The 22998-nt window shown below is 53.0% G+C and carries 20 protein-coding genes; 8 read left to right on the top strand and 12 right to left on the bottom strand.

From position 1 onward, the window contains the following. Positions 1 to 31: 31 nt before the first annotated feature. The 4 genes from hpaI to N879_RS14700 form a co-directional block, all read right to left on the bottom strand. A complete protein-coding gene (gene hpaI, locus N879_RS14685) occupies positions 32 to 838 on the bottom strand; it encodes a 4-hydroxy-2-oxoheptanedioate aldolase (protein WP_009458582.1) in 807 nt (268 codons plus the stop codon). Positions 839 to 1019: 181 nt separating this feature from the next. Beyond that, on the bottom strand, positions 1020 to 1763 hold the full coding sequence (locus N879_RS14690) for an ABC transporter ATP-binding protein (RefSeq protein ID WP_235484316.1): 744 nt from the start codon (positions 1761 to 1763) through the stop codon (positions 1020 to 1022). After that, positions 1739 to 2566 carry an ABC transporter permease gene (locus tag N879_RS14695; RefSeq protein ID WP_009458580.1) on the bottom strand — a complete coding sequence of 276 codons (828 nt, stop codon included), beginning with the start codon at positions 2564 to 2566 and terminating at the stop codon, positions 1739 to 1741. The genes N879_RS14690 and N879_RS14695 overlap by 25 nt, the downstream gene beginning before the upstream one ends. Continuing rightward, positions 2566 to 3579 (bottom strand): ABC transporter substrate-binding protein, encoded by a 1014-nt coding sequence (locus N879_RS14700; protein ID WP_009458579.1) that lies wholly within the window; start codon positions 3577 to 3579, stop codon positions 2566 to 2568. Before N879_RS14700 ends, N879_RS14695 begins: the two co-directional genes overlap by 1 nt. A gap of 257 nt (positions 3580 to 3836) precedes the next feature. Between N879_RS14700 and N879_RS14705 the strand changes: the two genes are divergently transcribed. Both N879_RS14705 and N879_RS14710 read left to right on the top strand, forming a co-directional pair. Then, a complete protein-coding gene (locus N879_RS14705) occupies positions 3837 to 4799 on the top strand; it encodes a glycosyltransferase family 2 protein (protein WP_009458578.1) in 963 nt (320 codons plus the stop codon). Further along, positions 4792 to 5208, top strand: coding sequence for a GtrA family protein (locus tag N879_RS14710; RefSeq protein WP_021447186.1), 417 nt, complete (start codon positions 4792 to 4794; stop codon positions 5206 to 5208). The genes N879_RS14705 and N879_RS14710 overlap by 8 nt, the downstream gene beginning before the upstream one ends. Positions 5209 to 5449: 241 nt before the next feature. On the opposite strand, the gene N879_RS14715 is transcribed toward N879_RS14710, so the two are convergent. Genes N879_RS14715 through N879_RS14745 form a run of 7 tightly spaced genes read right to left on the bottom strand, consistent with a single transcriptional unit; the run spans position 5450 to position 14576 of the window. Further along, the gene (locus tag N879_RS14715; protein WP_031232885.1) at positions 5450 to 6772 is read right to left on the bottom strand and encodes a hypothetical protein; all 1323 of its coding nucleotides are present in this window, start codon (positions 6770 to 6772) and stop codon (positions 5450 to 5452) included. Positions 6773 to 6774: 2 nt separating this feature from the next. Continuing rightward, positions 6775 to 8775, bottom strand: coding sequence for a glycosyltransferase (locus N879_RS14720; RefSeq protein WP_009458575.1), 2001 nt, complete (start codon positions 8773 to 8775; stop codon positions 6775 to 6777). A gap of 4 nt (positions 8776 to 8779) precedes the next feature. Next, entirely contained in the window at positions 8780 to 9868 is a 1089-nt protein-coding gene (locus N879_RS14725) for a class I SAM-dependent methyltransferase (protein ID WP_031232888.1), read from the bottom strand. Between the two features lie 52 nt (positions 9869 to 9920). Then, positions 9921 to 12164, bottom strand: a complete 2244-nt coding sequence (locus N879_RS14730; protein ID WP_009458573.1) for a glycosyltransferase family 4 protein — start codon at positions 12162 to 12164, stop codon at positions 9921 to 9923. A gap of 11 nt (positions 12165 to 12175) precedes the next feature. Continuing rightward, the gene (locus tag N879_RS14735) at positions 12176 to 12937 is read right to left on the bottom strand and encodes an ABC transporter ATP-binding protein (RefSeq protein WP_009458572.1); all 762 of its coding nucleotides are present in this window, start codon (positions 12935 to 12937) and stop codon (positions 12176 to 12178) included. Positions 12938 to 12947: 10 nt separating this feature from the next. Beyond that, the gene (locus N879_RS14740) at positions 12948 to 13739 is read right to left on the bottom strand and encodes an ABC transporter permease (RefSeq protein WP_009458571.1); all 792 of its coding nucleotides are present in this window, start codon (positions 13737 to 13739) and stop codon (positions 12948 to 12950) included. 36 nt (positions 13740 to 13775) lie between these two features. Next, complete coding sequence (locus tag N879_RS14745) at positions 13776 to 14576, bottom strand: glycosyltransferase (protein WP_200914608.1); 801 nt, start codon at positions 14574 to 14576, stop codon at positions 13776 to 13778. A gap of 857 nt (positions 14577 to 15433) precedes the next feature. Between N879_RS14745 and N879_RS14750 the strand changes: the two genes are divergently transcribed. Then, the gene (locus N879_RS14750; protein WP_021447189.1) at positions 15434 to 16189 is read left to right on the top strand and encodes a glycosyltransferase family 2 protein; all 756 of its coding nucleotides are present in this window, start codon (positions 15434 to 15436) and stop codon (positions 16187 to 16189) included. A gap of 5 nt (positions 16190 to 16194) precedes the next feature. Continuing rightward, positions 16195 to 17055, top strand: coding sequence for a glycosyltransferase family 2 protein (locus N879_RS14755; RefSeq protein WP_009458568.1), 861 nt, complete (start codon positions 16195 to 16197; stop codon positions 17053 to 17055). Here N879_RS14755 and N879_RS14760 read toward each other — a convergent pair. Further along, positions 17052 to 18239 (bottom strand): exopolysaccharide biosynthesis polyprenyl glycosylphosphotransferase, encoded by a 1188-nt coding sequence (locus N879_RS14760; protein ID WP_021447190.1) that lies wholly within the window; start codon positions 18237 to 18239, stop codon positions 17052 to 17054. The genes N879_RS14755 and N879_RS14760 overlap by 4 nt on opposite strands. A gap of 261 nt (positions 18240 to 18500) precedes the next feature. Between N879_RS14760 and N879_RS14765 the strand changes: the two genes are divergently transcribed. The 4 genes from N879_RS14765 to rfbA are packed head-to-tail and all read left to right on the top strand — an operon-like array spanning position 18501 to position 22995. Then, positions 18501 to 19766 (top strand): O-antigen ligase family protein, encoded by a 1266-nt coding sequence (locus N879_RS14765; RefSeq protein ID WP_021447191.1) that lies wholly within the window; start codon positions 18501 to 18503, stop codon positions 19764 to 19766. A gap of 3 nt (positions 19767 to 19769) precedes the next feature. Continuing rightward, entirely contained in the window at positions 19770 to 21014 is a 1245-nt protein-coding gene (locus tag N879_RS14770) for a flippase (RefSeq protein ID WP_031232893.1), read from the top strand. A gap of 26 nt (positions 21015 to 21040) precedes the next feature. Further along, positions 21041 to 22108, top strand: a complete 1068-nt coding sequence (gene rfbB, locus N879_RS14775) for a dTDP-glucose 4,6-dehydratase (RefSeq protein ID WP_009458564.1) — start codon at positions 21041 to 21043, stop codon at positions 22106 to 22108. Next, a complete protein-coding gene (rfbA, locus tag N879_RS14780) occupies positions 22105 to 22995 on the top strand; it encodes a glucose-1-phosphate thymidylyltransferase RfbA (protein WP_021447192.1) in 891 nt (296 codons plus the stop codon). Before rfbB ends, rfbA begins: the two co-directional genes overlap by 4 nt. Positions 22996 to 22998: the final 3 nt, after the last annotated feature.

The following is a 22998-nucleotide window of genomic DNA, read 5'->3' on the forward strand; positions in this document are numbered from 1 at the left end:
ATCCGCAAGACGCCTGGCGATCAAACAAGCGTTAGTAAGCTGCGCCGGGCTGAGCAACGGGCACCTCAACCTCGTCCTTGAATTGACCCAACAAAGCCGTTGCCGCCTGCCGCAATAACACCGCGTCCACGCCTACGGCCACAAACAAGGCCCCCAAGGACAAATAGTGATGCGCTGCCTCGACATTGGCCTGCAAGATTCCGGGAGCCTTGCCCGCCTTGCTGATACGCACGATCGCGTCCTCAATCGCTGACAAAACGTCTGGATGCCCGGGTTCGGTCAAATACCCCATACTGGCCGCCAAATCCGCCGGGCCGATGAAAATACCGTCCACGCCCTCTACCGCCAGAATCTCGTCCAGATTATCCAGCGCCTCGCGAGTTTCCACCTGACAAATTACACACATTTCCTGATTGGCCCACGCTACATAGTCCGTGGTCGCCCCCCAGCGAGCAGCACGCGCCAAGGCTGCACCCACCCCTCGAATGCCATGCGGAGGATACCGTGTCGCGGCAACAGCCGCTTTGGCCTGCTCCGCGTTTTGCACCATGGGAATTAAAAGGTTCTGAGCCCCCATATCCAGCAGCAGCTTGATCTGCACAGGGTCATTCCAGCTGGGACGCACAATCGGCGCAATAGGATGGGCCGATACGGCCTGCAACTGCGCCAACAAAGTCTGTACCGTATTGGGAACATGCTCGCCATCCAGCAAGATCCAGTCATAGCCCAGGCCTGCACAGAGGTCCGCCACATACGGGCTGGCCAAGCCATGCCACAAACCAATCTGGGACTTGCCCTGCCGCAAAGCCTGCTTGAATGCATTTACCGGGTGCTTCATGTCCTCTCCTTGTCATGTGCTTAGGCATCAAACAAGTAGTGTAAAGCGCACAAGGTAGAAGTGAGCACAGGGCCTGATTGTTTTGTCTCTGAGCATACCCATGCAGAACCAGCAGACAAGAGTAGGCAACAGAAACGGCCCACTCAATGGGCCGTTCTTCTTGATGCAATGGCAGACGTAATTACAAGGCCTGACCAACCTCTTTCACCAACTCCCCAAAGCGGGGTGTAGTGCGATCTCGCGGACGTGGCAGGTCTACCTCTATCCGGGCGCTGACACCAGCCGGGCTGCCACCCAGAACGATAATGGTATCGGCCAAAAAGACCGCTTCATCAATGTCGTGCGTCACAAACAGAACTGCTGCTGAACTACGCTGCCACACTTGAACCAGCTCATCCTGCAAGGCCTGACGAGTCAAGGCATCCACGGCAGAAAAAGGTTCATCCATCAACAACAAATCCGGCTGCACAGCCAAGGCGCGGGCAATGCCAACACGCTGTACCTGACCACCCGACAGTTGATGCGGCCAGCGGTCTTTCAGATGCGCCAAACCCACCTGATTCAAGGCGGCATCCACACGCTGATCACGCTCTTCACGCGATAAGCCCAACCCTTCCAGACCATAAGCCACGTTGGAAGCAATACGTCGCCAAGGTAACAGACGACTGTCCTGAAACACGAAGGCATTGGCACGACGGCCAGGACTATCTTGCAGGTTGGAACGCAGATGTCCGAAGCTGGGCTGGCTCAAACCGGCTGCCGCACGCAACAAGGTGCTCTTGCCTACACCCGAACCACCTACAATCGCCACAAAATGCCCTGCCTGCACTTCCAGATTCACATCGCGGATAACAGGTGCAGACGCACCGGGGTACTGAAAACCAAACCCCTGGAACTGAATCAAGGCTGCCACTGAAGTACCCATTTGTTGAAAGTCAGAAAGAGCATGTCGCACAAGGTGTAGACCACCGAGATGATCAACATATAGACCACAACTGCATCGTAAGCACCCACACCCGCCGCGGCATTCATTTCCTGACCCATGCCAGGCACACCCAGCAACTCGGCCGCAATCAGCGTCATCCAGGCTTGACCGATACCGGCACGCACACCACTCAACAAGCCGGGGCTGATCGCTGGCAACACTACCGTCCAGGCGCGAGCGAAATAGGAGTTATGCCCGAAAGCCGCAGCCAATTCGTAATAGCGGGGATCGACCGAACGCACCGCACTGTAAGTGGCAAAGTAATTCAGCCAGAACACACCGATTGCAATCACAAAGGCTGCACCAGTGTGGCTGACCTTGAACCAGGCAATGGCAAACACCACCCACGCCAAGGGCGGGATAGGACGCAGCAAGCGAACCAAGTAAGCTTGCAGCAAATCAAAGCGATGGATCGTTGCCGCCGCCAGACCAAAAGCAATACCCAGGAAAGTGCCGATGCCCAAGCCCCAGAAATAATGCACCAGACTGGACTGAGCAGCAGGCCAAAGACGACCGGCTTCAATCTCCTGGAACAAAGCCGAGGGCAAGCTCAATGGATCAGGCAGCGTACCGCGCGGAGCCCAGCCATAGACATAAGCCAGGCGCCACACCAGGATAAACAAGGCCAGACCGGCTACGCCGTAAACAATCCGCTCCAGACCGCGACACCACAAGGCATCAACCAGGCCCCCCCCAGTTGCGGGTGCTGCGGCGGGCAAACTTGCTTGTTTCGCAACGCTCATTACGGTGCTGCCTTTTCATAAAAGCGAACGTCAAACAGGCTTTGAACATCATCCAGCTTGGTCGCCAGCGTGCCTAAAGAAACCTGGAAATCCTGCAGCTGAACCGTGCCATCAATAATCTTGTGAGGGTCAGGCTGGAACTGATCACGCGAGCGCTCGATAGCGGCTTGCACAATCTCTTTAGGCAAGCGACCACCGCCTACATACTTCTGCACATAAGGCGTTGCCTTGGCTGGCTCGTCGCGCAACATGGCAGTGGCACGCAGGTGAGCATTCACCAAATGCTGAACCAGATCAGGATTGGATTTGATCAAGCCTTCACGCACCAGCAGTACCGAGCCGGGCTCATTGGGGAACAACTCCCCACCGTGAGCCACAATCTTGGCATCGGGCTGGCGCTGCAGAATTTGGCTAACCGTAGGTTCCAGAATGGCGGCGGCATCAACAGCGTGATTGCTCAAGGCCTGTTGAATCTGGGCCTCGCCCTGGTAGATCACCTCGACCACATTCGGGTCTACTTTCAGCATATTGCGCAGCCAGTATTGCAAGGCAGCCTCTGGCACAGCGCCTTTGGGATAGCTGGCAACCTTGGGCTTGTGACCTTTCTCTTGAGTGAACTTGGCCACAGCCGCTGCGAAATCAGGCTGGTCGGCATCAAGATAAGCAGCCAGATCACCAATAGCGACCACACTGACCTGTTCCACAATATTGGAGGCAACAACTTTAACGTCGGCCTCTTTAGCCTTGGCCACCAAAGCGGGGCCAATACCTACATAGGCAACATCCAGCTGACCGGCGATCAAGGCCTGAGTCAGCGCTGGACCGCTTTGAAACTGAACCAGCTTGGGTTCCGCTTGTCCCTCTGGCAATAAGTCGCCAGACCCTAAGCCCACGAACAATTGAGCGGCAGGCATGATGGGCAAATAGCCGATCTCCAGCGCTTGCTCGGCAGCCTGTGCGGAGAAGGAGACGGATAGAGCAAGAAGGCCAGGGGCTAAATAACGGGAAAACATAACGATCTCGTGAAACAGGCGAAAACTGAAGCTTAAACCTGTTGAGGAGATGTATCTTCATTTGCTTATAATCACGTGATATATAGAAAACCGCTGTACCAGCGTCATCCACGCCGAAAGACCTGCACAACAACAGGCCGTAAGCACGCCCCTGTCCATAACTTTTTCTCATCCCCGCACAGCGACTGGCTATACTTTGCTGTTGGAAAGACTCATCACACAACCCTTTTGCAAGGTCGCACCCTTCAAAAACACCTATGTCCAATACCGATCTGTCCCAATACCAAATCGCTCTGGTCGTTCCCTGCTATAACGAAGAAGCCGCCATCGCCGCCGTCGTCGAGGAGTTCCGCAAGGCCATTCCGACCATCCGGATATGCGTCTTCGACAATAACTCTACAGACCGAACCTGTGAAGTGGCGCAGGCGGCGGGTGCAGAAGTCTTTCGTGTTCAGAACAAAGGCAAGGGCAATGTGGTGCGCCGCATGTTCGCGGACATCGATGCTGACTACTACATTATGGTGGATGGTGATGCCACTTATGATGCCTCGTGTGCAGAAGAGATGGTGCTGCGTCTCATCGACGAAAACCTCGACATGCTGGTGGGCTGCCGGGTCGACGAGGGTGAAAAAGCCAATTACCGGCGCGGCCACCGCTTAGGGAATCGCTTATTGACCGGCTCAGTGAAAAACATCTTTGGCGGCCAGTTCACCGACATGCTGTCCGGCTACCGAGTATTTTCTCGCCGCTACGTCAAGTCATTTCCGAGTCTTTCTTCCGGGTTCGAAATCGAAACCGAGCTGACCGTGCACGCGCTGGAAATGGCCATGCCTTACGGGGAGATGGACACCCGCTATGGCGCCCGGCCAGAAGGATCGACAAGCAAGCTCTCCACCTACCGCGATGGCATCCGCATCCTGCGCACCATAGGCCGCCTGTACATGTTCGAGCGTCCGCTGGCCTGCTTCTCCATCATCAGCGGCTTGTTCGCCCTGCTGGCTCTGATCTTGGCGACCCCACTATTCATCGATTATTACCACAATGGTCTGGTGCCTCGGCTTCCTACCGCCGTGCTGGTAACCGGCCTATCCATCGTCAGCTTGCTCATGTTCGTCACCGGCATCATTCTCGACTCGCTCACCCGGGCACGCAGAGAAATGCGGCGTTTCGCCTACTTGGCCGTCCCGTTGAAGAAAAACGATACGCCACGCGATGCCTAAACTCAAAGAGCTCGCGCTGTTCGGCGTCGCAGGCACGGCAGGCTTTCTGATCGACAGTGCCGTTCTGTACCTGTTGAAAGAAACGCTGGGTCTGTATGGCGCGCGGGCTACTTCTTTCCTGTGCGCCGTAATTGGCACGTGGCTGATAAACCGGCGGCTGACTTTTCGCCACAGATCTTCCAATCTGCCCCTGCATAAAGAATTCGCAAAATATCTGGCCATGATGCTGTTGGGCGGAGCGGCCAACTACGCCATCTATGTCCTGAGCGTCTACGCAAATTCGACCGTACGTGAGCATCCCATCATCGGCGTAGCCCTGGGCAGCCTGGCGGGCATGGTGATCAACTACGCCCAGATGAAATTCCTGCTCTTCAAAGCCAAGCCTGTGCCTAATGATAAACAGGAATAGATACTATGCAAAAATCGGAAGCTTTGGCGTCATCTTCTCCAGCTTCCCAGACTTTTCTGATCAGCCACCTTCTTTTCTCCGCGCCCTTCCCTTCTATCTCGGCTTACTTACATCCGACTCTCTGCCCCAGTTGGGGCAGGCTCAGAGCGGCTACTACAGACTTGGCATCCGCCAAGAAGAAAAGCCTGGGGGCACCAGGCTTTGCGTCACAAGCTCAATCCAACCAGACAAACAGGCGCAATTAGTCCTTGGTCCGCGATCTCCAGCCAAAATAGATAAAAAACAAGGCCAGCAATCCTGCTAGTACGGTCCAGTAAATGTACCGATAAAAGTTCGAATTGGCCACCAGCAGGTACGACATGGCATTGAGCGTTCCCGAAGCCCCTAAGGCCAGCAAAACATGCCGATAAGCGATATTCCGGTAGAACAGCAAAAATAAGAACAGCAACGCGTCGAACGCCAGCCAGAAATAACCTGCAAAAAGAAAGGGAAGACGATCAGCTACGTAAATAATGTACTGGCCTGTGCTTTCTTTCCAGGCATTGGGTTCATCACGGACGTGGTAGAGTTGCAATCCATAATCGATGCTGGGCGCATCAGTGGCAAAAGGTGGATCCAGCGAAATACCGAGGAAACGGACAAATACGGACAGGCGGAACTTCAGATACCGGGCTGGATCCGCCAGCACAGCATCCTCCCAGGCCGCCTTCACCTCATCATAATATTCTTTGGTATTGGGTAGCTTCAGGCGAAAGAAATTATCATACGTCCACTGTCGCGCACTATGCTCGACCGCCGAATAGTCCACGCCGGGCACCAGGGAGCGCTGCTCCTGCAAGGAAAAATAGCTGAGATCGTCCACCAGAATAACGATCTGAGGATAAGACTCCTTGGCCTTGATGAAATCATACGTAAAGGCACGTGCACTCAGGAAAACGGCTGCCATGACGGCGACCGTCGTAGTGACAGCAAATAGAATAGACCTGGAGCGATGGTGTTCCTGGAAAAGCCCCAGAAAATAGAAAAACACGATGGGCAAGGCGGAAAACAGAGTGTTATACCGCAAGGCAACCGCTAGCCACACACAAACGAGAAACGCCGCCACATACCAGCGAGTGCGAGGCAGCAAAAAGAAAACCAGACACCACAACAACATATAGGTCGTGGTGATGTCTTTCCAGACAATCCCCGTCAGTCCAACCACCATGGGCATGAAGCCGAACAGGTAGATCAGTGCTGAACGGCGATCCGGTATGAGGCGCGCATAAGCGATCAGCGCAGTCCACAACAGAAAGATGTGAAGCCACATGATGCCCGACGTCTCTGGAAAGATATGATTGAGCTTGCCCCACAGCCACGCCATCAAAGGAGGATGCCAATCCACATACTCGTTCAGATTGGCTTGCAAAAGCTGATGTAAAGAATCAGGTGTCTTGATGCCGGGGAAAAAGACCAAGTACATCCAGACCACGCCCAGCACCGGAACAAGCAGCAATGCATTGTCCAGACAACCTCGCTTCAACATATCCGACTCTCTCAAAAAATCCGCATGCGCCAAAGGCATGATCACGAAGCCAGAATCTTGTCGAAAAACAGTTCGAAGTTTTTCGTCTTCTCCGACCAGTCCCAATTCTTGATGCTTTCCAGATTTTCCCGCGACAACACGGGAGCCAACTCTTGCCGATTTATATAAAAATAGCGCAATTTTTCAACCAGTCCTTCAATGCTGCGCTCGAAAATGAAATCCATCTGCCGCGGGCCGAACGCCTCGGGAACGATGCCCACGTCCGTGGACAGGACCGGAACGCCGCAGGCCATGGACTCAAGCACCGGATTGGGCGTACCTTCGATCTTAGACGGGCAGATATAAAGATCGATCCGGGCATAGTAATCAGGCATGTCGTGGTGGCTAATGAACCCTAGCTGACGATCCGCAAGATGCAACTCGATCTCCAGCCCCTCAGCGCGCAGCTGTTCGATGGCAGGCATGAAAACCGAATGAAACCCCTTGAAATCTTCCTGCTCACTCGCCCATTTCGAATTACCCGCCCAGCCCACGACCAACGGCCGCAATCCGATGGAATCAAAACGCTCCAGATTTTTGGGTCTGAACAGGGTCAAGTCGACGCCATCGGCAGTCTCCTGCGTCGGCTCCGGATAGCCGTCGATTTGTGTATAAATAGTCTGCAGCCGCCGGGAGCTGACGGTATAGCCGCACATGAGTTCCATGAACAGGCGCCTGCGGGCCTGGATCTCGGGCTCGGTTAGAAAAAGATGATCATAGACCGCACCCGTCAACTTCAACGGTGCAATGTAGCGCGCATAGAAATCCGCCTCGGAATAGCCTATTCCATAATTGTAATCTTTGAAATACTGCGAATCGATCAAGGTCAGATATTCACGCCAGAAGAAGTGGGCGATATCGCAGCCTTGACACATGAGCAGGATTTGCGACAAATTATTTACCACCCCAGACGGAATGACGACGAATTCATATTTATGGCTCAGGTAGCGGACTATCTGACGCGCAATATTGGCAAAAGCCCAATATTCCGAGTCAATAATCAGCGCTATGCGCGGCCTGGAGGAAACGGCGGATGGGATCGACTCCGGATAGAGCGGTCCCATCCAGTCCCGCAGGTACTCCTGACGATATGACTCCAATTGCTGGTCGATCTCGCGGGGATCCAGTGCCCCGCAAACGTCAATGCCATATTCACGCTTCATTAACTCCGCGAAGCGAGCATCCACGCACGGAGCCTCCACCAGCGGATTATTACCGAGGTCCGGCACGAACTGCTCCTCAAGTCCGCCGTCGGGTACGAAAACCGCTTTGAGACCATCGCGAAACACCCGCAGGGAAAAATCAAAATCGGCGTACTGCCCCATCAGGCCCGAATCGAACCGTCCTAGCCTTTTCCAGCTAGGCACGAACATCAGGCAAGCATCCAAGCTCAGGTAAGGGCGCCGGAAATGACGGGTGTCCACTGCATTGAACACGCTCTCCCGCGTGCTGTTCAGGAACGCCAGACTACGGCCGTTTAGGAAAAGCATCTCGATGAAGCGCGGCGCCACAACAACATCGGCGACTCCGCGCACGCTAGCATGAAAGCTCAGAAAATGGCTCCCAGTGGAAGACATTTCTGCAATGGCCATATCCAATGGATTGCGCACGAACACAACGTGATCGGTCAGCAGAAAAACCCAACGAGTGTGGACCAGTTCGATAGCGTCTTGAACAGCTGCCATGGTGCCAGGATCCTCGACTTCCCTGCTACGGATCCGGTACCGCGCCGCGTACTCGGCGCTCACACCATCCATGGCTTCTTGCGCACCAACCCCATGAACCAGGATTATCTCGCCTGCAAACTCCGGCATGGCCTGCCAGAGCGAAGCCATGAAACCGGCCAGCGCCCCCTGCAGCCCCTGCTCCATCCTCACAACAAGAGTCAGGTCCTCGCCATTATGACCCAACATAGGTTGGTTGAAATGCGTAAAAGCAGCGGTGTCTTTGCCGCCTTCCAAGCCGGCCATTTCGGCCTGATCCGCGTCTTGAACTGAAGACATGACTTCACCCCCTGATGACGCGCTTTACGCCCATGATGACTCGCTTGAGCGGCGCTGGCACCAAACGGGCCATGCGCGTGTATCGCCAATAACCGGTTTCCATGGTGGCGACGACGCCTTCCAAGTGAGCAATGCGATCGCGAAAGCCCGAATTGTCGGCGCTGCGCAAGGCCTCGTTCTCGGCCCGAAGCGCCGCCATCAGTAAGGCCATGTGACGGTTTTCCTGAGACAGATCCGCCAGCCGGCCTTGCAGACGCACCACATGATCCGACATCTGTTGGATCTGCTGAGTCTGCTGGCCGGGAAAATTACACCACGCGTCGAACATGCGCAAATACGCGTCCATATCCACGGCGAAATAGCTGGCTGCGGCGCTAGCTTTCTCCGACAAGTTCCAGATGCCGGCGTAATAGCTACAATTCTCTACAGTCACCACAGCCGCCTGCTTGTTGGGAATGGCGAAACCCTTGTCGGCGGTACGCACCTGCATCCAGGACTGACCCACCGTGTCATAGTCCCTATCCTGGTCTTTGGGCACAGCACCGAAACCGAACACCGCAGTGCCCAGCGACCACTGCACACTCTCTCCCAGGACATCGGTGGCCAGGTTTTCAAATTCACCGAAGGTGTACTTGCGCAAGTGATAAGGGTTGGACTGTTCAGGCTCGAAATACCAATGGTCGTTCGGGCAGGTGATGTAGAACACCGCATCCGGCTTGGCCATCTGCTTGAGTAGCGTCAAGAACTCACGATCATCGGGAACGTGTTCGATGGTTTCAATGGAGACGACCACATCGAAGAATCCGGCGCCGAACCGATCGCACAGAGTCTGCGCATCAGCCTGCAGGTATTCCACGCCCAGCCCTCCAAACAAGGCACGCGATTTATCTACGGCCTCGGAGGATACGTCGGCCGCGACCACCCGGCTGGCACCAGCCATTTTTAGCAAGGCCGCCCCATACCCTTCCCCACAAGCCAGGTCGAGCACAACCTTACCCTTAACATAAGGCAGCACGGCCGAATAGCGAGCCAAATGGATCGCGGCCTCGATGTTGGGGTACTGTGGCGATGCCACCATGTCCAGCCTTTCCATTCCTTAACTCCCCGAAATTTCCGCCAGCCCAGCCGGCTAATTGGCTGCCATTTTACTTTTGGTATGCCTGCAGCGCTGCGACGAGCTGTACTCTTTTTTCCTCATACCTCTGCATATACACAGTCCGGTACGACTGCAGCAAGGCCACGATTTCTTCCCGGTGCGTCAATACCAAATCCAAGCGGCGGCTAATGGCGTCGGGGTCGTCGACTCGCTGCTCGACCAGTAATTCCCCAAGCCGCGGGCTGACGGCGGAATAGACATCTCCGGCCGGTCCAACGATGCAAGGCACGGACAAAGCCCAGCTCTCCAGCGCTGACATCGGACTGCATTCGGTATTGGTCACATACAGATTCACATCCAAACCGTCGAGCAGACGCAGGAACTCGGTGCGCGGCAGCATCGGATAGAATTCGACTCCTCGAACGCCCAGCTCCAGGTTGGTCAACTGTTCCTGATCGAGGTTGGTTTTCAACACGACATTATCACGGCCAGCCAGGGCCAGCGCCTGTACATGGGGATTCTTGTACCAAGAACTGATCGCCGAAAAAAGACCGACTTGTACCTTATCCGATTGGCGAGGCGCCTGCCCTAGCACACTGCTGATGTCAGGAATGGGATTGAACATGTCCCAACTGTTGATTCCCAGCCGCTCGAGGATGCGGTTAAGCCCCGGCTTGATGGTTATGATGCCGTCAATGACACCGCTGTCGTATTGCTTGCGCCACAGGTCAAAATGAGCACGATGCGAGGGTTCCACCCACTGGGCCGGCGAACCATGCCAGGCAAAGAACTGTCGCAGCTGCGGATTGACCCTGCGCAGGCGCTCCGACAATTCGATATGCAAGACCGAACCGCCGCTATAGACGATGGGGTGGCGCCAATTCCTCAATTGCTCAATCAGAGCCTCCAGATACACATGCTTGCGCACCTCAGGAAACTCCTGATCTGAATAGGGAAAGCGTAGACTCTCCTGCTCGAACAATGCTTCCGTGGATGCCGCCACGCCGCGCCACATAGGCGCGTACACAACTAGCAAGCCCGCCTGCTCGGATCGCTCCAATTGCCGCTCGTAATACTGAGCCAGCCGCTCGTAGTCTACTGAACTGCCCGTGCCTCCATGAATGACGCGGTTATACAGCACCGCGGCACCCGGGACGTAGCGCCCGATCGGCTTGATCAAGTTCAGTTTCTGGGCTAGGCGCGCTGCCGAGCGAAACCCTGTAATCAAGTTACGGGTGAACCAGCCCATGCGCCGTGCGCCTGCAGCCTCCTTGCGCACACGGCCGTCTTGCTGACTGCGCTGATAAGCTAGATTCAAAAAGCTTACCCATTTGGCCAACAAGGGGCTGTTCGGACCGAAATGCACCGTATAGGCCTGAACATTGTCGCGCTGCATCCGACGGAGTAGATTCTGATCGGAAATCAGCGTTTCCAGCGCTTGTTCGAAAGCCTGCGGATCGCGGTCGATGATCAAAAACTGCTGGGAGGCCGGCAGGACTTCACGCGCGATACCCACGTCCGTTGTCACAACCGCGCAACCGCAGCCCATCGCCTCGATCAGCGTCAAGGGCGTACCCTCCTGCACGGAGGCGATCAAAAGCACGTCCGCTTCCTGCAGGATATCAAGAAGCTGCTCCCTGGGCGTGGAACTCACCGCTGAATCACAACAAACGAATTTGATGCCGGGATGCCGCCGACGCAAAGCCTGAACTGCCGGCTCGATAATGGCGTTTAACCCCTTGTAATCCGAGAATCCGGCGCTCTCTCCCCACTTGGAATTTCCCGACCAGACAATGGTAAACGGGCGGGTGCCAGAATCGACAGGTGTGTCCACTACCGGCACGTCAGGCCAATCGAAGATAACATCGTCGGGATCGGCCACAACAGGATCGGCACAATACAGCTCATGCAGATCACGGCACGTGGTGAAATAGCCGTCCACGAACTTGAACAAGGCCGCCCGATCCAACAATTCCAGATGGTTGGAATACAGATAGTCCGGCACGTGTGTGGAAACAGCCATGCCCACGAACCTGCGATAGTGCGACGAAGCGCCATCCACGACCGAGAGCAGCAGTTTCAGGTGTTCGCGAAAAAAGAAATGGACATGATCAAACTGCTGTTCAGATAAATGCTTGAGCAGCAAAGCGGGGTTGGAAAAATCCTCCCAGTAAAGGATGGCGCATTGAGTATGCGCCTGCAGCTTGGTGCAAAGCGATCGGGCAACGTTGTCAAATGCCCAATTGCGGATATCGACGATGAAAGCAATGTGCCTGGACTTGATAGGCTGCATGGGCGCCCCCTTCAAGACTTGGGCTCGGCCAGATAGGCCCAATAGGCCTGCAAGCCCTCCATGACATCACCTACAAAACGCAGCTTGCCTCCTTCCAGCCACATGACTTTGTTGCACATATCGATGATGACCTCAGCCGAATGCGAAGCAATAAACACGATATTGGCCTTGTCCTGGAAGGCCTTCAAGCGGGCATTGGCTTTTTCCAGAAAGGCAGCATCACCCACACCGATTACTTCGTCGAGCAACAGCAGCTCAGCCTCGACTGCCGTCGAAATAGCGAAAGCCAGGCGAATGCGCATGCCAGACGAATAAGCGCGAATGGGCAGGTTCAGGTAATCACCCAAATTGGTGAACTCGGCGATCTCAGCCGTCTTGGCCTCGATTTCATCAGGTGTCATGCCCAGCAGCATGCCACGCAGCTTGATATTCTGGTAGCCAGTCATGGAGTCGTCCATGCCCAGGCCCATTTCAAGAAGGGCCACTGCCTTGCCCTGAATCTCCAGGTGTCCGGCGGATGGCTCGTAAATACCGGCGAGCACCCGCAGCAAGGTTGACTTGCCCGAACCGTTAGAACCTATCAGCCCGACTCGGTCGCCATCACCAAACTCGAAACTGATGTCCTGCAGTGCACGCACCACTGTGATCCCGTTGCCACTGGCTCCAATGCGACCAGAGGCCAGCTTGTTAAGCATACGCATTTTCATGGAACGGCCGCTCAGTTCGTAGACCGGCATCTCCACAACCAGATTCTGTGCTTTGATATAAGACATTCAGCTACTCCTAGACCCAGTACGGAATACGCGCACGATATTTTCCGTGCATAAAAATACTCAGCAAGGTTCCAAGGACAGCCAATCCCAGACAAACCATCCAGCTCAACATAGGTACAGCAGTGCCCAACAGGGGACCACGAACCACTTCAATCAAATGCGCAAAAGGATTCAAATCAATCAACAAAGGATATTTCTGCAGCATGTCACGCTTGAACAGAATCGGGGTAATGTAAAAGATCACCTGGATAAAACTGGCTACGATCTGGGGCAAGTCCCGAAAACGGGCACAGAGCAACGCCAAAAGCGTAACTGCCCACATCAGATTCCAAACAACCAGCGCAAACCCCAGCACAAAAAAGTGGAGTTGATGAATGAAATCAATCTTAAAGATCAACAGCACCAAGATGACGATCACAAAGTTGTGCGCCAGCACAATCATATTGCGCCATAAGGTCTGAAACACAAAAAGCCCACGCGGCAGTGGCACTTGCTTCAGATAGGGGCTCGCACTGATGTACGCATTACAGCCATCGTTAATTGTGGTAGAGATAAAAGCCCAAAACACAAAACCAATGGCCAACAAAGGTAGATACTCACTTAACTCCGCCTTAAACAAGGTGCCATACACCAATCCCAGTGCGGTGACAAGAATCGCCATGCTGATTGTCAGCCAAAAGGGGCCTATCTTCGAGCGCGCGTAGCGTTGGCGGATCTCAACCCATCCCAATAATAGCCAGAGACTACTGGACCGCAAGCTCTGCGCCATATCCTGATAACCAATGCTGAAAAATCGTTTCATTCCACAACCTAGAAAAAACTGGCCTGTCGTCTGCCGTCAGGTCCGGCGCCGCAGTTGGCCAGCGTAGATAGCTCCACGCAAGGAGTCAGAGAGTAAACGCACCGGAATTCTAATACTTAAATTTCGGGTGAACTCAAAAATGTTGGTGAAGCCCCACCTCAGGAACTTACGCTGGATATCGTACTCAAGGCGCGCATATCGTTGTCCGCCGCGGCGAGCAATCATGTTACGCCCAGCGCGTACCCAGACCGTTGGCTCATTCATATTGTCCAGCCGGGCACCTTGCAACAGCAAACGCACCCACAGCGCATAGTCCTCAAAACATTGATCATTCTGATAGTTACCAGCCTCCAGAACACGTTGTTTACGGAACATGACTGCCATATGGTTGAACGGATTGCGCCACCGTGCATAGCGAATCAGCTCGCGCTCTCCGCAGGGTACGGATTTCAACAGCAGATTCGGCTCCTGATAGCTATGCTCAAACTCCAAAATCGAAGAGCTGAAAGCATCAATACCAGGATGAGCCTGAATAAAAGCGAGCTGGCGCTCAAAGCGATCGGGCATGCATAAATCATCAGTATCAAATCGTGCTACCCATTCATGACGACAGTGCAACAAACCCTCGGCCAAAGCGAGGCCCAGACCACGGTTTTTCGGTAGTGGCACAATTTTCAGGGGCAGCCGCCCTTGGAAGGATCTTATAACCATCAACAGAGGTTCAGATACGGGACCGTCCAACACGAGCACCAACTCGTCAGGCAGCACACTACCCTGGCAGATACTCTCCAGGGCCAATCGACAATGCTCTGGTTCGTCCCCGTCGTAGGTGGACATCAACAAGCTAAACAATGTGGACATAAAAGGCGAGAGTGTATGGTCGTCAACACTAAATCTAAATAATTATCATTAAAGAGTTAATCAGCTGCGCTATTTAATCATCTATTAAAACAACATTAAGCCGACCATATAAAGCAACTTGTAACATTACTTAAGCGAAAGGTAGCACTCACCCCAAAAACCGCACTTCTTGAAGTGCGGAACGAACACCATACCAAAAACAGCCTCTCTTTTAACAAAGAAAAAGCGTCTCGATAGCCAAATCCAGAAAAAATTTTCTAAAATAAAACAATAAAATCAATGCACTGGAGTAAAAAAGCTCGTATTAATTAATGTTTTTTAATCAACAAGCCATAAAGCAGATGCCATTTACCCTGAGTCTGTGTTTTCGAACAGGATAAAACCGAGCGGTTGTAAAAGAGGTGATTAACTAAATAAAAAAAACATGATCAAATTATCACTACAGACAGTGATAAATTTTTTTCGAAAACTCAAAATAAACGACGTAGCCATTTTCTCACTCAGGCGAACAAGTCACAAGACCTTTTTCACAACCCCCACTCTCGAAATCATATAGATTTCCTGGATTCGCGAACAGCCACTATGCGTCAAACGAGTGTTCTCTCAAAGCTCCAGGCCTCTTGGTAGCTGAGTTCAAATTCATACAATTTAGGTTGTTAACCACTATAATAACTAGCCCTTTCCTTGCTGCTCATTGGGCTCCGTACCGAGCCAAATCAAGCGTGCATGAAGCTAAGACCCAAGCCTCTGGGCCAAGCGCCTCCCTTGCAACTTGCCTGACAAACAGCTACCAAGCGATTTCTTTCATACGCGTCACTAGCGCCACTCTCTCCATGAGCGCCATCCAGCCAGCTACGGTCAGCATTATCATGCCAGCCTTTAATGCTACCCATACCCTCCCCCATTCCCTGGCGTCTGTACGCCAACAAAATTACCCATATTGGGAGTTGTTGGTCATTGACGATGGATCCAGTGACAATACGGCGGGCTACACAGCAGAGCAGGCACGGAAAGACCCTAGAATCAAGCTCATCCGGCAAGTCAAAAACCAAGGGGTCGCAGCTGCACGCAACGCAGGCATTGCTGCTGCACAAGGCAAATACATTGCTTTTTTAGATGCTGATGATCTCTGGCTGCCAGACAAGCTCAGCCGACAAATCAGTGCTATGCGGGAGAATCGCGCTACCGTTTCCATGACTGCCTATTACCGTTTCAATAAGGCTCCGGAATGGCAAAGCACAACCACCCCACCTAATTGGTTAAGCTATACAAGCCTTCTGAAAGGAAATGCGATAGGCAACCTGACTGGCATGTATGATTGCCATGCAATAGGAAAGGTATATCAACGATCTGTACGCCATGAAGACTACTTAATGTGGCTGGAGGTGGTCCGTAAAGCAGGCAGAGCACTTGGACTACAGGAAGTTCTGGCAGCCTATCGTGTCAGTACTGGCAGCTTGTCGGGCAACAAGTTCAAATCCATACAATGGACTTGGCAAATTTATCGTCGTCATCTAAAGCTACCTTTTGTACAGTCTATCTACTTAATGTTTCACTACGTAGTGAAAGCAGCTTTAAAACGAGCCTAGACACCATGAGCCATGTCGAGCAGCCACTACCGTGGGTCGACTTCATCCTAGTGAATTACAACGGCAGCAAAAAAATTGTCGAGACTATTGACAGTATCAAGCAGCACTGCGCTTCACACCTTTATTCCATCACCATCGTTGATAATGCGTCTACTGACCAAAGTTGCCGCCTGATTGCCGAGCAACATCCTGACGCCCAGATCATTCAAGCAGACCAGAACCACGGCTTTGGCAAAGCCTGCAACCTCGGTGTTGCTCAAACTCAGGCCCCCTACATCCTGCTAATCAACCCAGATGCTCGCCTGCAGACCAACGTACTGAACATCTTTGAACAGTTCCTGAATGCATACCCTAACAGACCCTTGCCTATTCTTGGCGGATTAGCACTAGACGCAAAAGGGCGTCCAGAATTTTCCTTCGAACGTTTTCCAAGCTGCTACACCTTGTTCTTGAAAGCTTTGGGTTTGGGGCGTTTATTGCAAAGCCGAGATGCATACACCAACCCCACACAAGTCGATCACGTATCAGGAAGCTTGCTACTGATAGGCCGAGAGCAATACGCCGCCTTGGGTGGCTTTGATGAACAATTTTTTTTATATTTTGAAGAAACTGATCTGCAATTCCGCGCGCGGGAGATCGGTATTATGTCCTACCATATTCCAGCAGCACGCTATTTTCATGAAGCTGGAGGCACCTTCAGCGACTCGTCTTTCCGTAGCCGATGCTATAGCAACGGCTTGCGCACCTATCTACGCAAGCGTTATGGTAAAGCCGGCTACCTTATATTTACCGCTTATAGTGGATTGACCCGCATCACTCACCCTGCTCGCGATGCCGTTAAACGCCTTTTGGCGGGCAAGCACTAACGCGCCCCAAAGCCAGTAAGCATGGTCTTCACCGTCAAAAATACGATATAAATATCCAACATCACCGAGCAGTGTTTGATGTAGTAAAAATCGTGCTCGATCTTGACGCGTGTCTCGTCCTCATTGGCCACATACCCCTGACGAACTTGCGCCCACCCGGTAATACCAGGTTTCACCACGTGACGGTAGCTATAGAACGGAATCTTCTCGTCGAACTCCCGCACAAAAGAAGGTTGCTCTGGGCGAGGGCCGATCAAGCTCATCTCGCCTCGCAGCACGTTATAGAACTGCGGCAGCTCATCAATACGTAACTTGCGAATGATTTTGCCCACACGAGTAATTCGAGGATCATCCTCCCCAGCGAACTGCTCGACCACACAATCCTGGTCAAAACGCATGCTGCGCAGCTTGTAAATAGTGAACTCACGATTTCCCAAACCAATCCGCTGCTGGGAGTAAATGACCTTGCCAGGACTTTCCAGGCGAATCGCCAGCATTGCCAGCAAGCACACCGGCACCACTACCACGGAACTGAGAATGACCATGGCATAGTCAAAAATCAATTTCAAAATCTCGTAGCCTCGTGATGGAAGCAAAGAGCCAATTGTATTTTCCGACATGCGGTCAATCTTGACGCGCCCAGTCAGCGATTCAAAGACCTGCCTGGAGTTATAGACCGCTACTCGATCCAGCGCACACCGTGTCAAGAAACGTTCTGCATCAGGCTGTATACAGGAAAAGTCCGCCACTACCCCATCGTAGCGATACCCGACAAGATCATAGTCTTTCAGCAAGCGACCATCCAGGCCTGGCAGGTCCAGCAAGGTTTCGGCCTCTCCCCCAGGAACAATCGCCAATTTCAGTACTCGATAACGGCTGGTAAACAAACTCTCCAACAAGAACCATGCCAATGCCAGAAAACTGCTGCTTAACAATAAGGCTCGCGAAGCGTCGTAACGAAATACAAAGCTGGTGATGTAAATAAGGGCATAGGTCACTCCTACCGTAGGAATAATCAACCAGGCACTACGCGCTCCCGGATAGCCTTGTTGGCTTTTATCGATCAGCAGCTTGCAAGCTACGAAGGCCACGATCACCAGAACCAGTGCAGTACGCTGCCCATTATCCAGGTTCCACAAAGGTCCCCACCCCCACAGCAACAAAACAGGGACAAGCACCACCACGGCGAATCCAATCAACCACGAGCTTGGCCCGGATAATAGGAGTATCTCGTGCAAACGCTTAAACCGCCTGATTTTTATTTGATTCATCGAAGCACTAATAACCTAAAATAGACCATTTACGCGCCAATTATACGTCGCTCCCGTCTGCGTCCAACCAAACCCTGATAGATTTACTTGACGTGCTGAATATATAAACTCGCCTTGCTGGCGAAGCCTGTTGATCCGCTATTGTTTCCGCAAATTTTGGCATTCCCCCCTCTTATGTCCGAGCCCGTATCCAAGTCTCTTTTTTCATTTAATGCGGCTGCTCACCTGGGCGTAAGCCTGTTTTTCATCAGCCTGCTCTCTACCCGTAATGTTTATTCTGCAGGGGTGATTCTGCTGCTGGTCACGACTCTGTGCTGGTATCTGAACTCTTTGCGCTCCTGCCAGTCTTTGCGAAGTCAACGCATTAGCCGCGGCCTGTACACGATACTGGCACTGGTCTTTGCCAATGGGCTGCTGGTTTGGTTCTTGCACCAAAACCCGGGCAATCAGCTGGATCTGCTTAGCCGCTATCTATTACTGGTCCCCATCTTTTACATGCTCAGCTCTCTGCGTTTACATAACGGGGTGATCTGGGTTTGCTTTGCACTGGCCAGCCTGTCTGCCCTATGGATCATTCCCGCCCAGTATGGCGGCCCGCTGCATGATGGTCGGATCTACGGTTATACCGGAGCCATCCAGTTCGGCAATATTGCCCTAAGCTTGGCTTGCTTTTGTCTGGTGGCCTTCTTAAGCCAACTTAGCCAGGCACAGCGTTCTACCCCTATTCTTCTTGTTTCACTCCTGGGCTGCCTGGCCGGTTTCTTGCTGTCATTATTGGCCGGTAGCCGTGGCGGCTGGATTGCTCTGCCCGTCGTATTCTTGATCCTTTCCTACGTCTACTTGCCCAAGCAGCATTTCCGACGCGGCATGATGATTCTTTCGCTGGCCGCCGCCCTAAGCGCCAGCATTCTCTGGCAAACCGATACGATCCAATCGCGTATCGCTCTGGCACAACACGATATTGAACAATTTGAGGCTGGCAACTCCAACACCTCCATTGGAGCCAGGTTTGCGATCTGGCAAGCCAACTGGAAGCTGATCCAGGAACGCCCCCTGTCGGGCTGGTCCTATCAACAACACGAACAGGCCCTCACCGAGCTGGTCAGAACCGGACAAGCTGATGCAGTGGTCCTGAACTTGGCCAATTCGCATAACAACTACATTGAAACCTGGGTGGATTTGGGGCTGTCAGGGCTGTTATTACAGATACTGCTTCTGCTGTACTGCTTTTATGGTTTCATTCGGCGTGTGCATGCTTCTGAGCCACATACTCGCGCTTATGCTGTCTGTGGCAGCATTGTTATCGCCATCTACACGCTGGCAAACCTGACTCAGAACATGATGGAGCGCAACAATACGCTCCTGTTCCTCCTGATCAGCATCGCCTTGTTCTGGAGCCAGATTTACCCCAATCAAGCCAAATTGCGGTCTGAGCCTTAGGCTATGTCTGCCAAAAAACTATTAGGTAATTCGTTCTGGAATCTGAGCTCCTATATGGTGCTCATGTTCGCCTTCTTGCCCTCTATGGGTATGATGGCGCGCATTTTGGGCCTGGAACCTTTTGGTATTTACACCCTGCTCTTTGCCTTAATTGGCTATGCCAGCATGTTTGACTTGGGGATCAGCCGCGCCTTGATCCGAGCCATTGCCATGGCAGACAAGCAAACTCAACAGATCCAGTCCATTCTGGGCACTGCTACCTTGCTGATCCTGTTCAGTAGCGGTGTCGCTGCAGCGCTGGTTTTCCTTTTCAGCCCCTTGCTGGTGCAATGGCTCAATATCAGCCCAGGCCTTCGCGCCGACAGCCTGTTCGCCTTTCGACTGATGGCGCTCAGCTTGCCATTCCTGCTTTTGCAAGCAGTCTGGCTGTCATATCTCGAAGGCTTGTCCGACTTCAAGCAGGTCAATATTCAGCGCACCCTCAGCGGCCTGCTGCTCGCGATACTGCCGTTGCTGGCCATCCTGTATCAGGCCAGCCTGAGCTTTGCTGTATTGGGCCTGTTCGTCGGACGTCTGTTTACCTGCGTATTGGCCTATTTCTGGGCTCTACCCACTTCTCTTCGCAAAGGCTTGTGGCACTGGGACAGGCAACAAGCTCATGGTTTGCTACGTTTTGGCGGCTGGCTGACAGTCAGCAACGTGATCAGCCCTTTAATGGTGTACTTTGATCGCTTCTTGCTGTCCAACCTGAACGGCGCCACCACAGTCAGCTTTTATACAGCGCCCGCAGAAGCCATTACACGCTTATTGAACATTCCAGGCGCCGTGGTCCGAGTAATTTTCCCTTTGATCAGCGCACAGAAGGACACTCGCCAAGAAACTCGTCTGACGTATCTCTTGCTACTGGGAGTCTGTGGACTGATCAGCTTGGCAGGCATCGTTGGAGCAAAGTGGCTTATCCTGCTTTGGCTGGGTGAGGCCTACGTTGAACAATCGGTACCCCTGCTACAGATTTTGCTGGTGGGCTTCTTTTTCAATGCCATCGCCCAGATCCCTTACACGGTTATTCAAGCCAAGGGACACGCTCACATTACCGCCTATGTGCACTTGGCCGAGATCCTGCCATATATAGCTTTGCTCTATGTCTTGATTTCCCACTTAGGCTTGCTAGGTGCCGCAATTGCCTGGACCAGCCGGGTTATCGTAGACTGCCTTGCCCTTTTAATTCTGGCTAATCGTTATCGCTAAGCCTTACGGAACGCTACTTTATCGTCATGCATATTCTCGTTACCGGTGGCGCCGGCTTTATTGGCTCAGCATTGGTCCGTCACCTGATCCAGGCCACAGAACACCACGTCCTTAATGTCGACAAGCTGACTTACGCAGGCAATCTGGAGTCCCTGGTAGCCGTTCAGAACGACCCACGGTATCAATTCGCTCAGCACGATATTCAAGATGCTGCAGCTATTCAAACCCTCCTGCAGAAATTTCAACCAGACGCCATCATGCATCTGGCCGCTGAGTCCCATGTTGATCGCTCTCTGGATGGCCCCGCCGCATTTATACAAACCAATATCGTTGGCACAAGCACCCTTTTGGAGTGCGCCCGCCGCTATTGGAATGAACTGCCGGAGCCCAAAAAATCGCGCTTCCGCTTTCACCACATCTCGACTGACGAGGTCTATGGCGACCTGCACAATACAGACGATCTGTTTGTAGAAACGACACCCTACGCTCCCAGCTCACCTTACTCCGCCAGCAAAGCCAGCTCGGACCACCTGGTCAGAGCTTGGCAACGTAGTTATGGCCTGCCAACCCTGATCAGCAACTGCTCCAACAACTACGGGCCCTATCACTTCCCCGAAAAACTGATTCCACACATGATCCTGAATGCCCTTAAAGCACAGGCTCTGCCCGTCTACGGAGAAGGCAAACAGATCCGGGATTGGCTATACGTGGAAGACCATGTCCGCGCTCTGCTAACGGTGCTGGAAAAAGGCCAGGTAGGAGAAACCTACAATATCGGTGGCCATAACGAGCAACAAAACATTCACGTGGTGCAGCAAATCTGCACCTTGCTTGAAGAGTTGGCCCCGGAAAAGCCCAAGGGCCTGCAACACTACGCCGACCTGATCACCTTCGTCCAGGACCGACCTGGGCATGATCAACGCTACGCGATCGACGCCGGTAAAATCGAGCGGGAACTCGGCTGGAAACCGCAGGAGACCTTTGAGACGGGCCTACGCAAAACCGTCCAATGGTATTTAGAGAATTCCGGCTGGTGGGAGCGCATCCTGAACGGCCGTTATCAGCTCCATCGCTTAGGTCAAACAGAATCATGAAAGGCATTATTCTCGCCGGTGGGTCTGGAACCCGCTTGCACCCTATTACCCTGGGTGTTTCCAAACAGCTATTGCCTATCTATGACAAGCCCATGATCTACTACCCCTTGTCCGTGCTGATGTTGGCGGGCATACGGGAAATCCTGATTATTTCTACCCCTACCGACCTGCCCAGCTTTCGCACCTTGCTAGGTGATGGCGGCAAATTCGGTATCCAGCTTAGTTACGCGGAGCAACCCTCCCCCGACGGTCTGGCGCAAGCTTTTCTGATTGGCGCCAACTTTATTGGGTCTGATCGCGTCAGCCTGATCCTGGGCGACAATATTTTTTACGGCTACGGTTTCAGCCAGATGCTGAAAGAAGCAGCCCAGCGTGAGCAGGGTGCCACTATTTTTGGCTATCAAGTCAGTGATCCCGAGCGGTTTGGTGTGGTGGAGTTCGATCCACAAGGCAAAGCAATTTCTATTGAAGAGAAGCCCCAGCAGCCGAAGTCAAACTTCGCGGTAACAGGCTTGTACTTTTACGATAACTCGGTCGTTGATATTGCACGGCAGGTACGCCCTTCGGCGCGGGGCGAACTGGAAATTACGGATGTCAACAACGCCTACCTGCAACAGAACAGCTTGCATGTCAGCCTGCTGGGCCGAGGCTTTGCCTGGCTGGACACAGGCACGCACGAAAGCCTGCAAGAGGCGGGAAGTTTTGTTCGTACTATCGAACATCGCCAAGGCTTGAAAGTCGCTTGCCTGGAAGAGATCGGTTTCAGGCAAGGGTGGCTAAGTCGCACAGAACTGAAGCAACAAGCACAAGCCCTAGCGAAAACCGAATATGGTCAATACTTGTACAAGCTGTTGCAAGATGAGCCCGAGTCGGAAAAAACAGCTTAAACC

It is taken from the genome of Alcaligenes sp. EGD-AK7 (assembly GCF_000465875.3).
Classification (GTDB): Bacteria; Pseudomonadota; Gammaproteobacteria; order Burkholderiales; family Burkholderiaceae_B; genus Alcaligenes; species Alcaligenes phenolicus.

Bases quoted from the DNA above. Each gene is read 5' to 3' on its own strand.
- hpaI (WP_009458582.1), bottom strand. From the start codon at position 838: ATGAAGCACCCGGTAAATGCATTCAAGCAGGCTTTGCGGCAGGGCAAG.
- N879_RS14690 (WP_235484316.1), bottom strand. From the start codon at position 1,763: ATGGGTACTTCAGTGGCAGCCTTGATTCAGTTCCAGGGGTTTGGTTTT.
- N879_RS14695 (WP_009458580.1), bottom strand. From the start codon at position 2,566: ATGAGCGTTGCGAAACAAGCAAGTTTGCCCGCCGCAGCACCCGCAACT.
- N879_RS14700 (WP_009458579.1), bottom strand. From the start codon at position 3,579: ATGTTTTCCCGTTATTTAGCCCCTGGCCTTCTTGCTCTATCCGTCTCC.
- N879_RS14705 (WP_009458578.1), top strand. From the start codon at position 3,837: ATGTCCAATACCGATCTGTCCCAATACCAAATCGCTCTGGTCGTTCCC.
- N879_RS14710 (WP_021447186.1), top strand. From the start codon at position 4,792: ATGCCTAAACTCAAAGAGCTCGCGCTGTTCGGCGTCGCAGGCACGGCA.
- N879_RS14715 (WP_031232885.1), bottom strand. From the start codon at position 6,772: ATGCCTTTGGCGCATGCGGATTTTTTGAGAGAGTCGGATATGTTGAAG.
- N879_RS14720 (WP_009458575.1), bottom strand. From the start codon at position 8,775: ATGTCTTCAGTTCAAGACGCGGATCAGGCCGAAATGGCCGGCTTGGAA.
- N879_RS14725 (WP_031232888.1), bottom strand. From the start codon at position 9,868: ATGGAAAGGCTGGACATGGTGGCATCGCCACAGTACCCCAACATCGAG.
- N879_RS14730 (WP_009458573.1), bottom strand. From the start codon at position 12,164: ATGCAGCCTATCAAGTCCAGGCACATTGCTTTCATCGTCGATATCCGC.
- N879_RS14735 (WP_009458572.1), bottom strand. From the start codon at position 12,937: ATGTCTTATATCAAAGCACAGAATCTGGTTGTGGAGATGCCGGTCTAC.
- N879_RS14740 (WP_009458571.1), bottom strand. From the start codon at position 13,739: ATGAAACGATTTTTCAGCATTGGTTATCAGGATATGGCGCAGAGCTTG.
- N879_RS14745 (WP_200914608.1), bottom strand. From the start codon at position 14,576: ATGTCCACCTACGACGGGGACGAACCAGAGCATTGTCGATTGGCCCTG.
- N879_RS14750 (WP_021447189.1), top strand. From the start codon at position 15,434: ATGAGCGCCATCCAGCCAGCTACGGTCAGCATTATCATGCCAGCCTTT.
- N879_RS14755 (WP_009458568.1), top strand. From the start codon at position 16,195: ATGAGCCATGTCGAGCAGCCACTACCGTGGGTCGACTTCATCCTAGTG.
- N879_RS14765 (WP_021447191.1), top strand. From the start codon at position 18,501: ATGTCCGAGCCCGTATCCAAGTCTCTTTTTTCATTTAATGCGGCTGCT.
- N879_RS14770 (WP_031232893.1), top strand. From the start codon at position 19,770: ATGTCTGCCAAAAAACTATTAGGTAATTCGTTCTGGAATCTGAGCTCC.
- rfbB (WP_009458564.1), top strand. From the start codon at position 21,041: ATGCATATTCTCGTTACCGGTGGCGCCGGCTTTATTGGCTCAGCATTG.
- rfbA (WP_021447192.1), top strand. From the start codon at position 22,105: ATGAAAGGCATTATTCTCGCCGGTGGGTCTGGAACCCGCTTGCACCCT.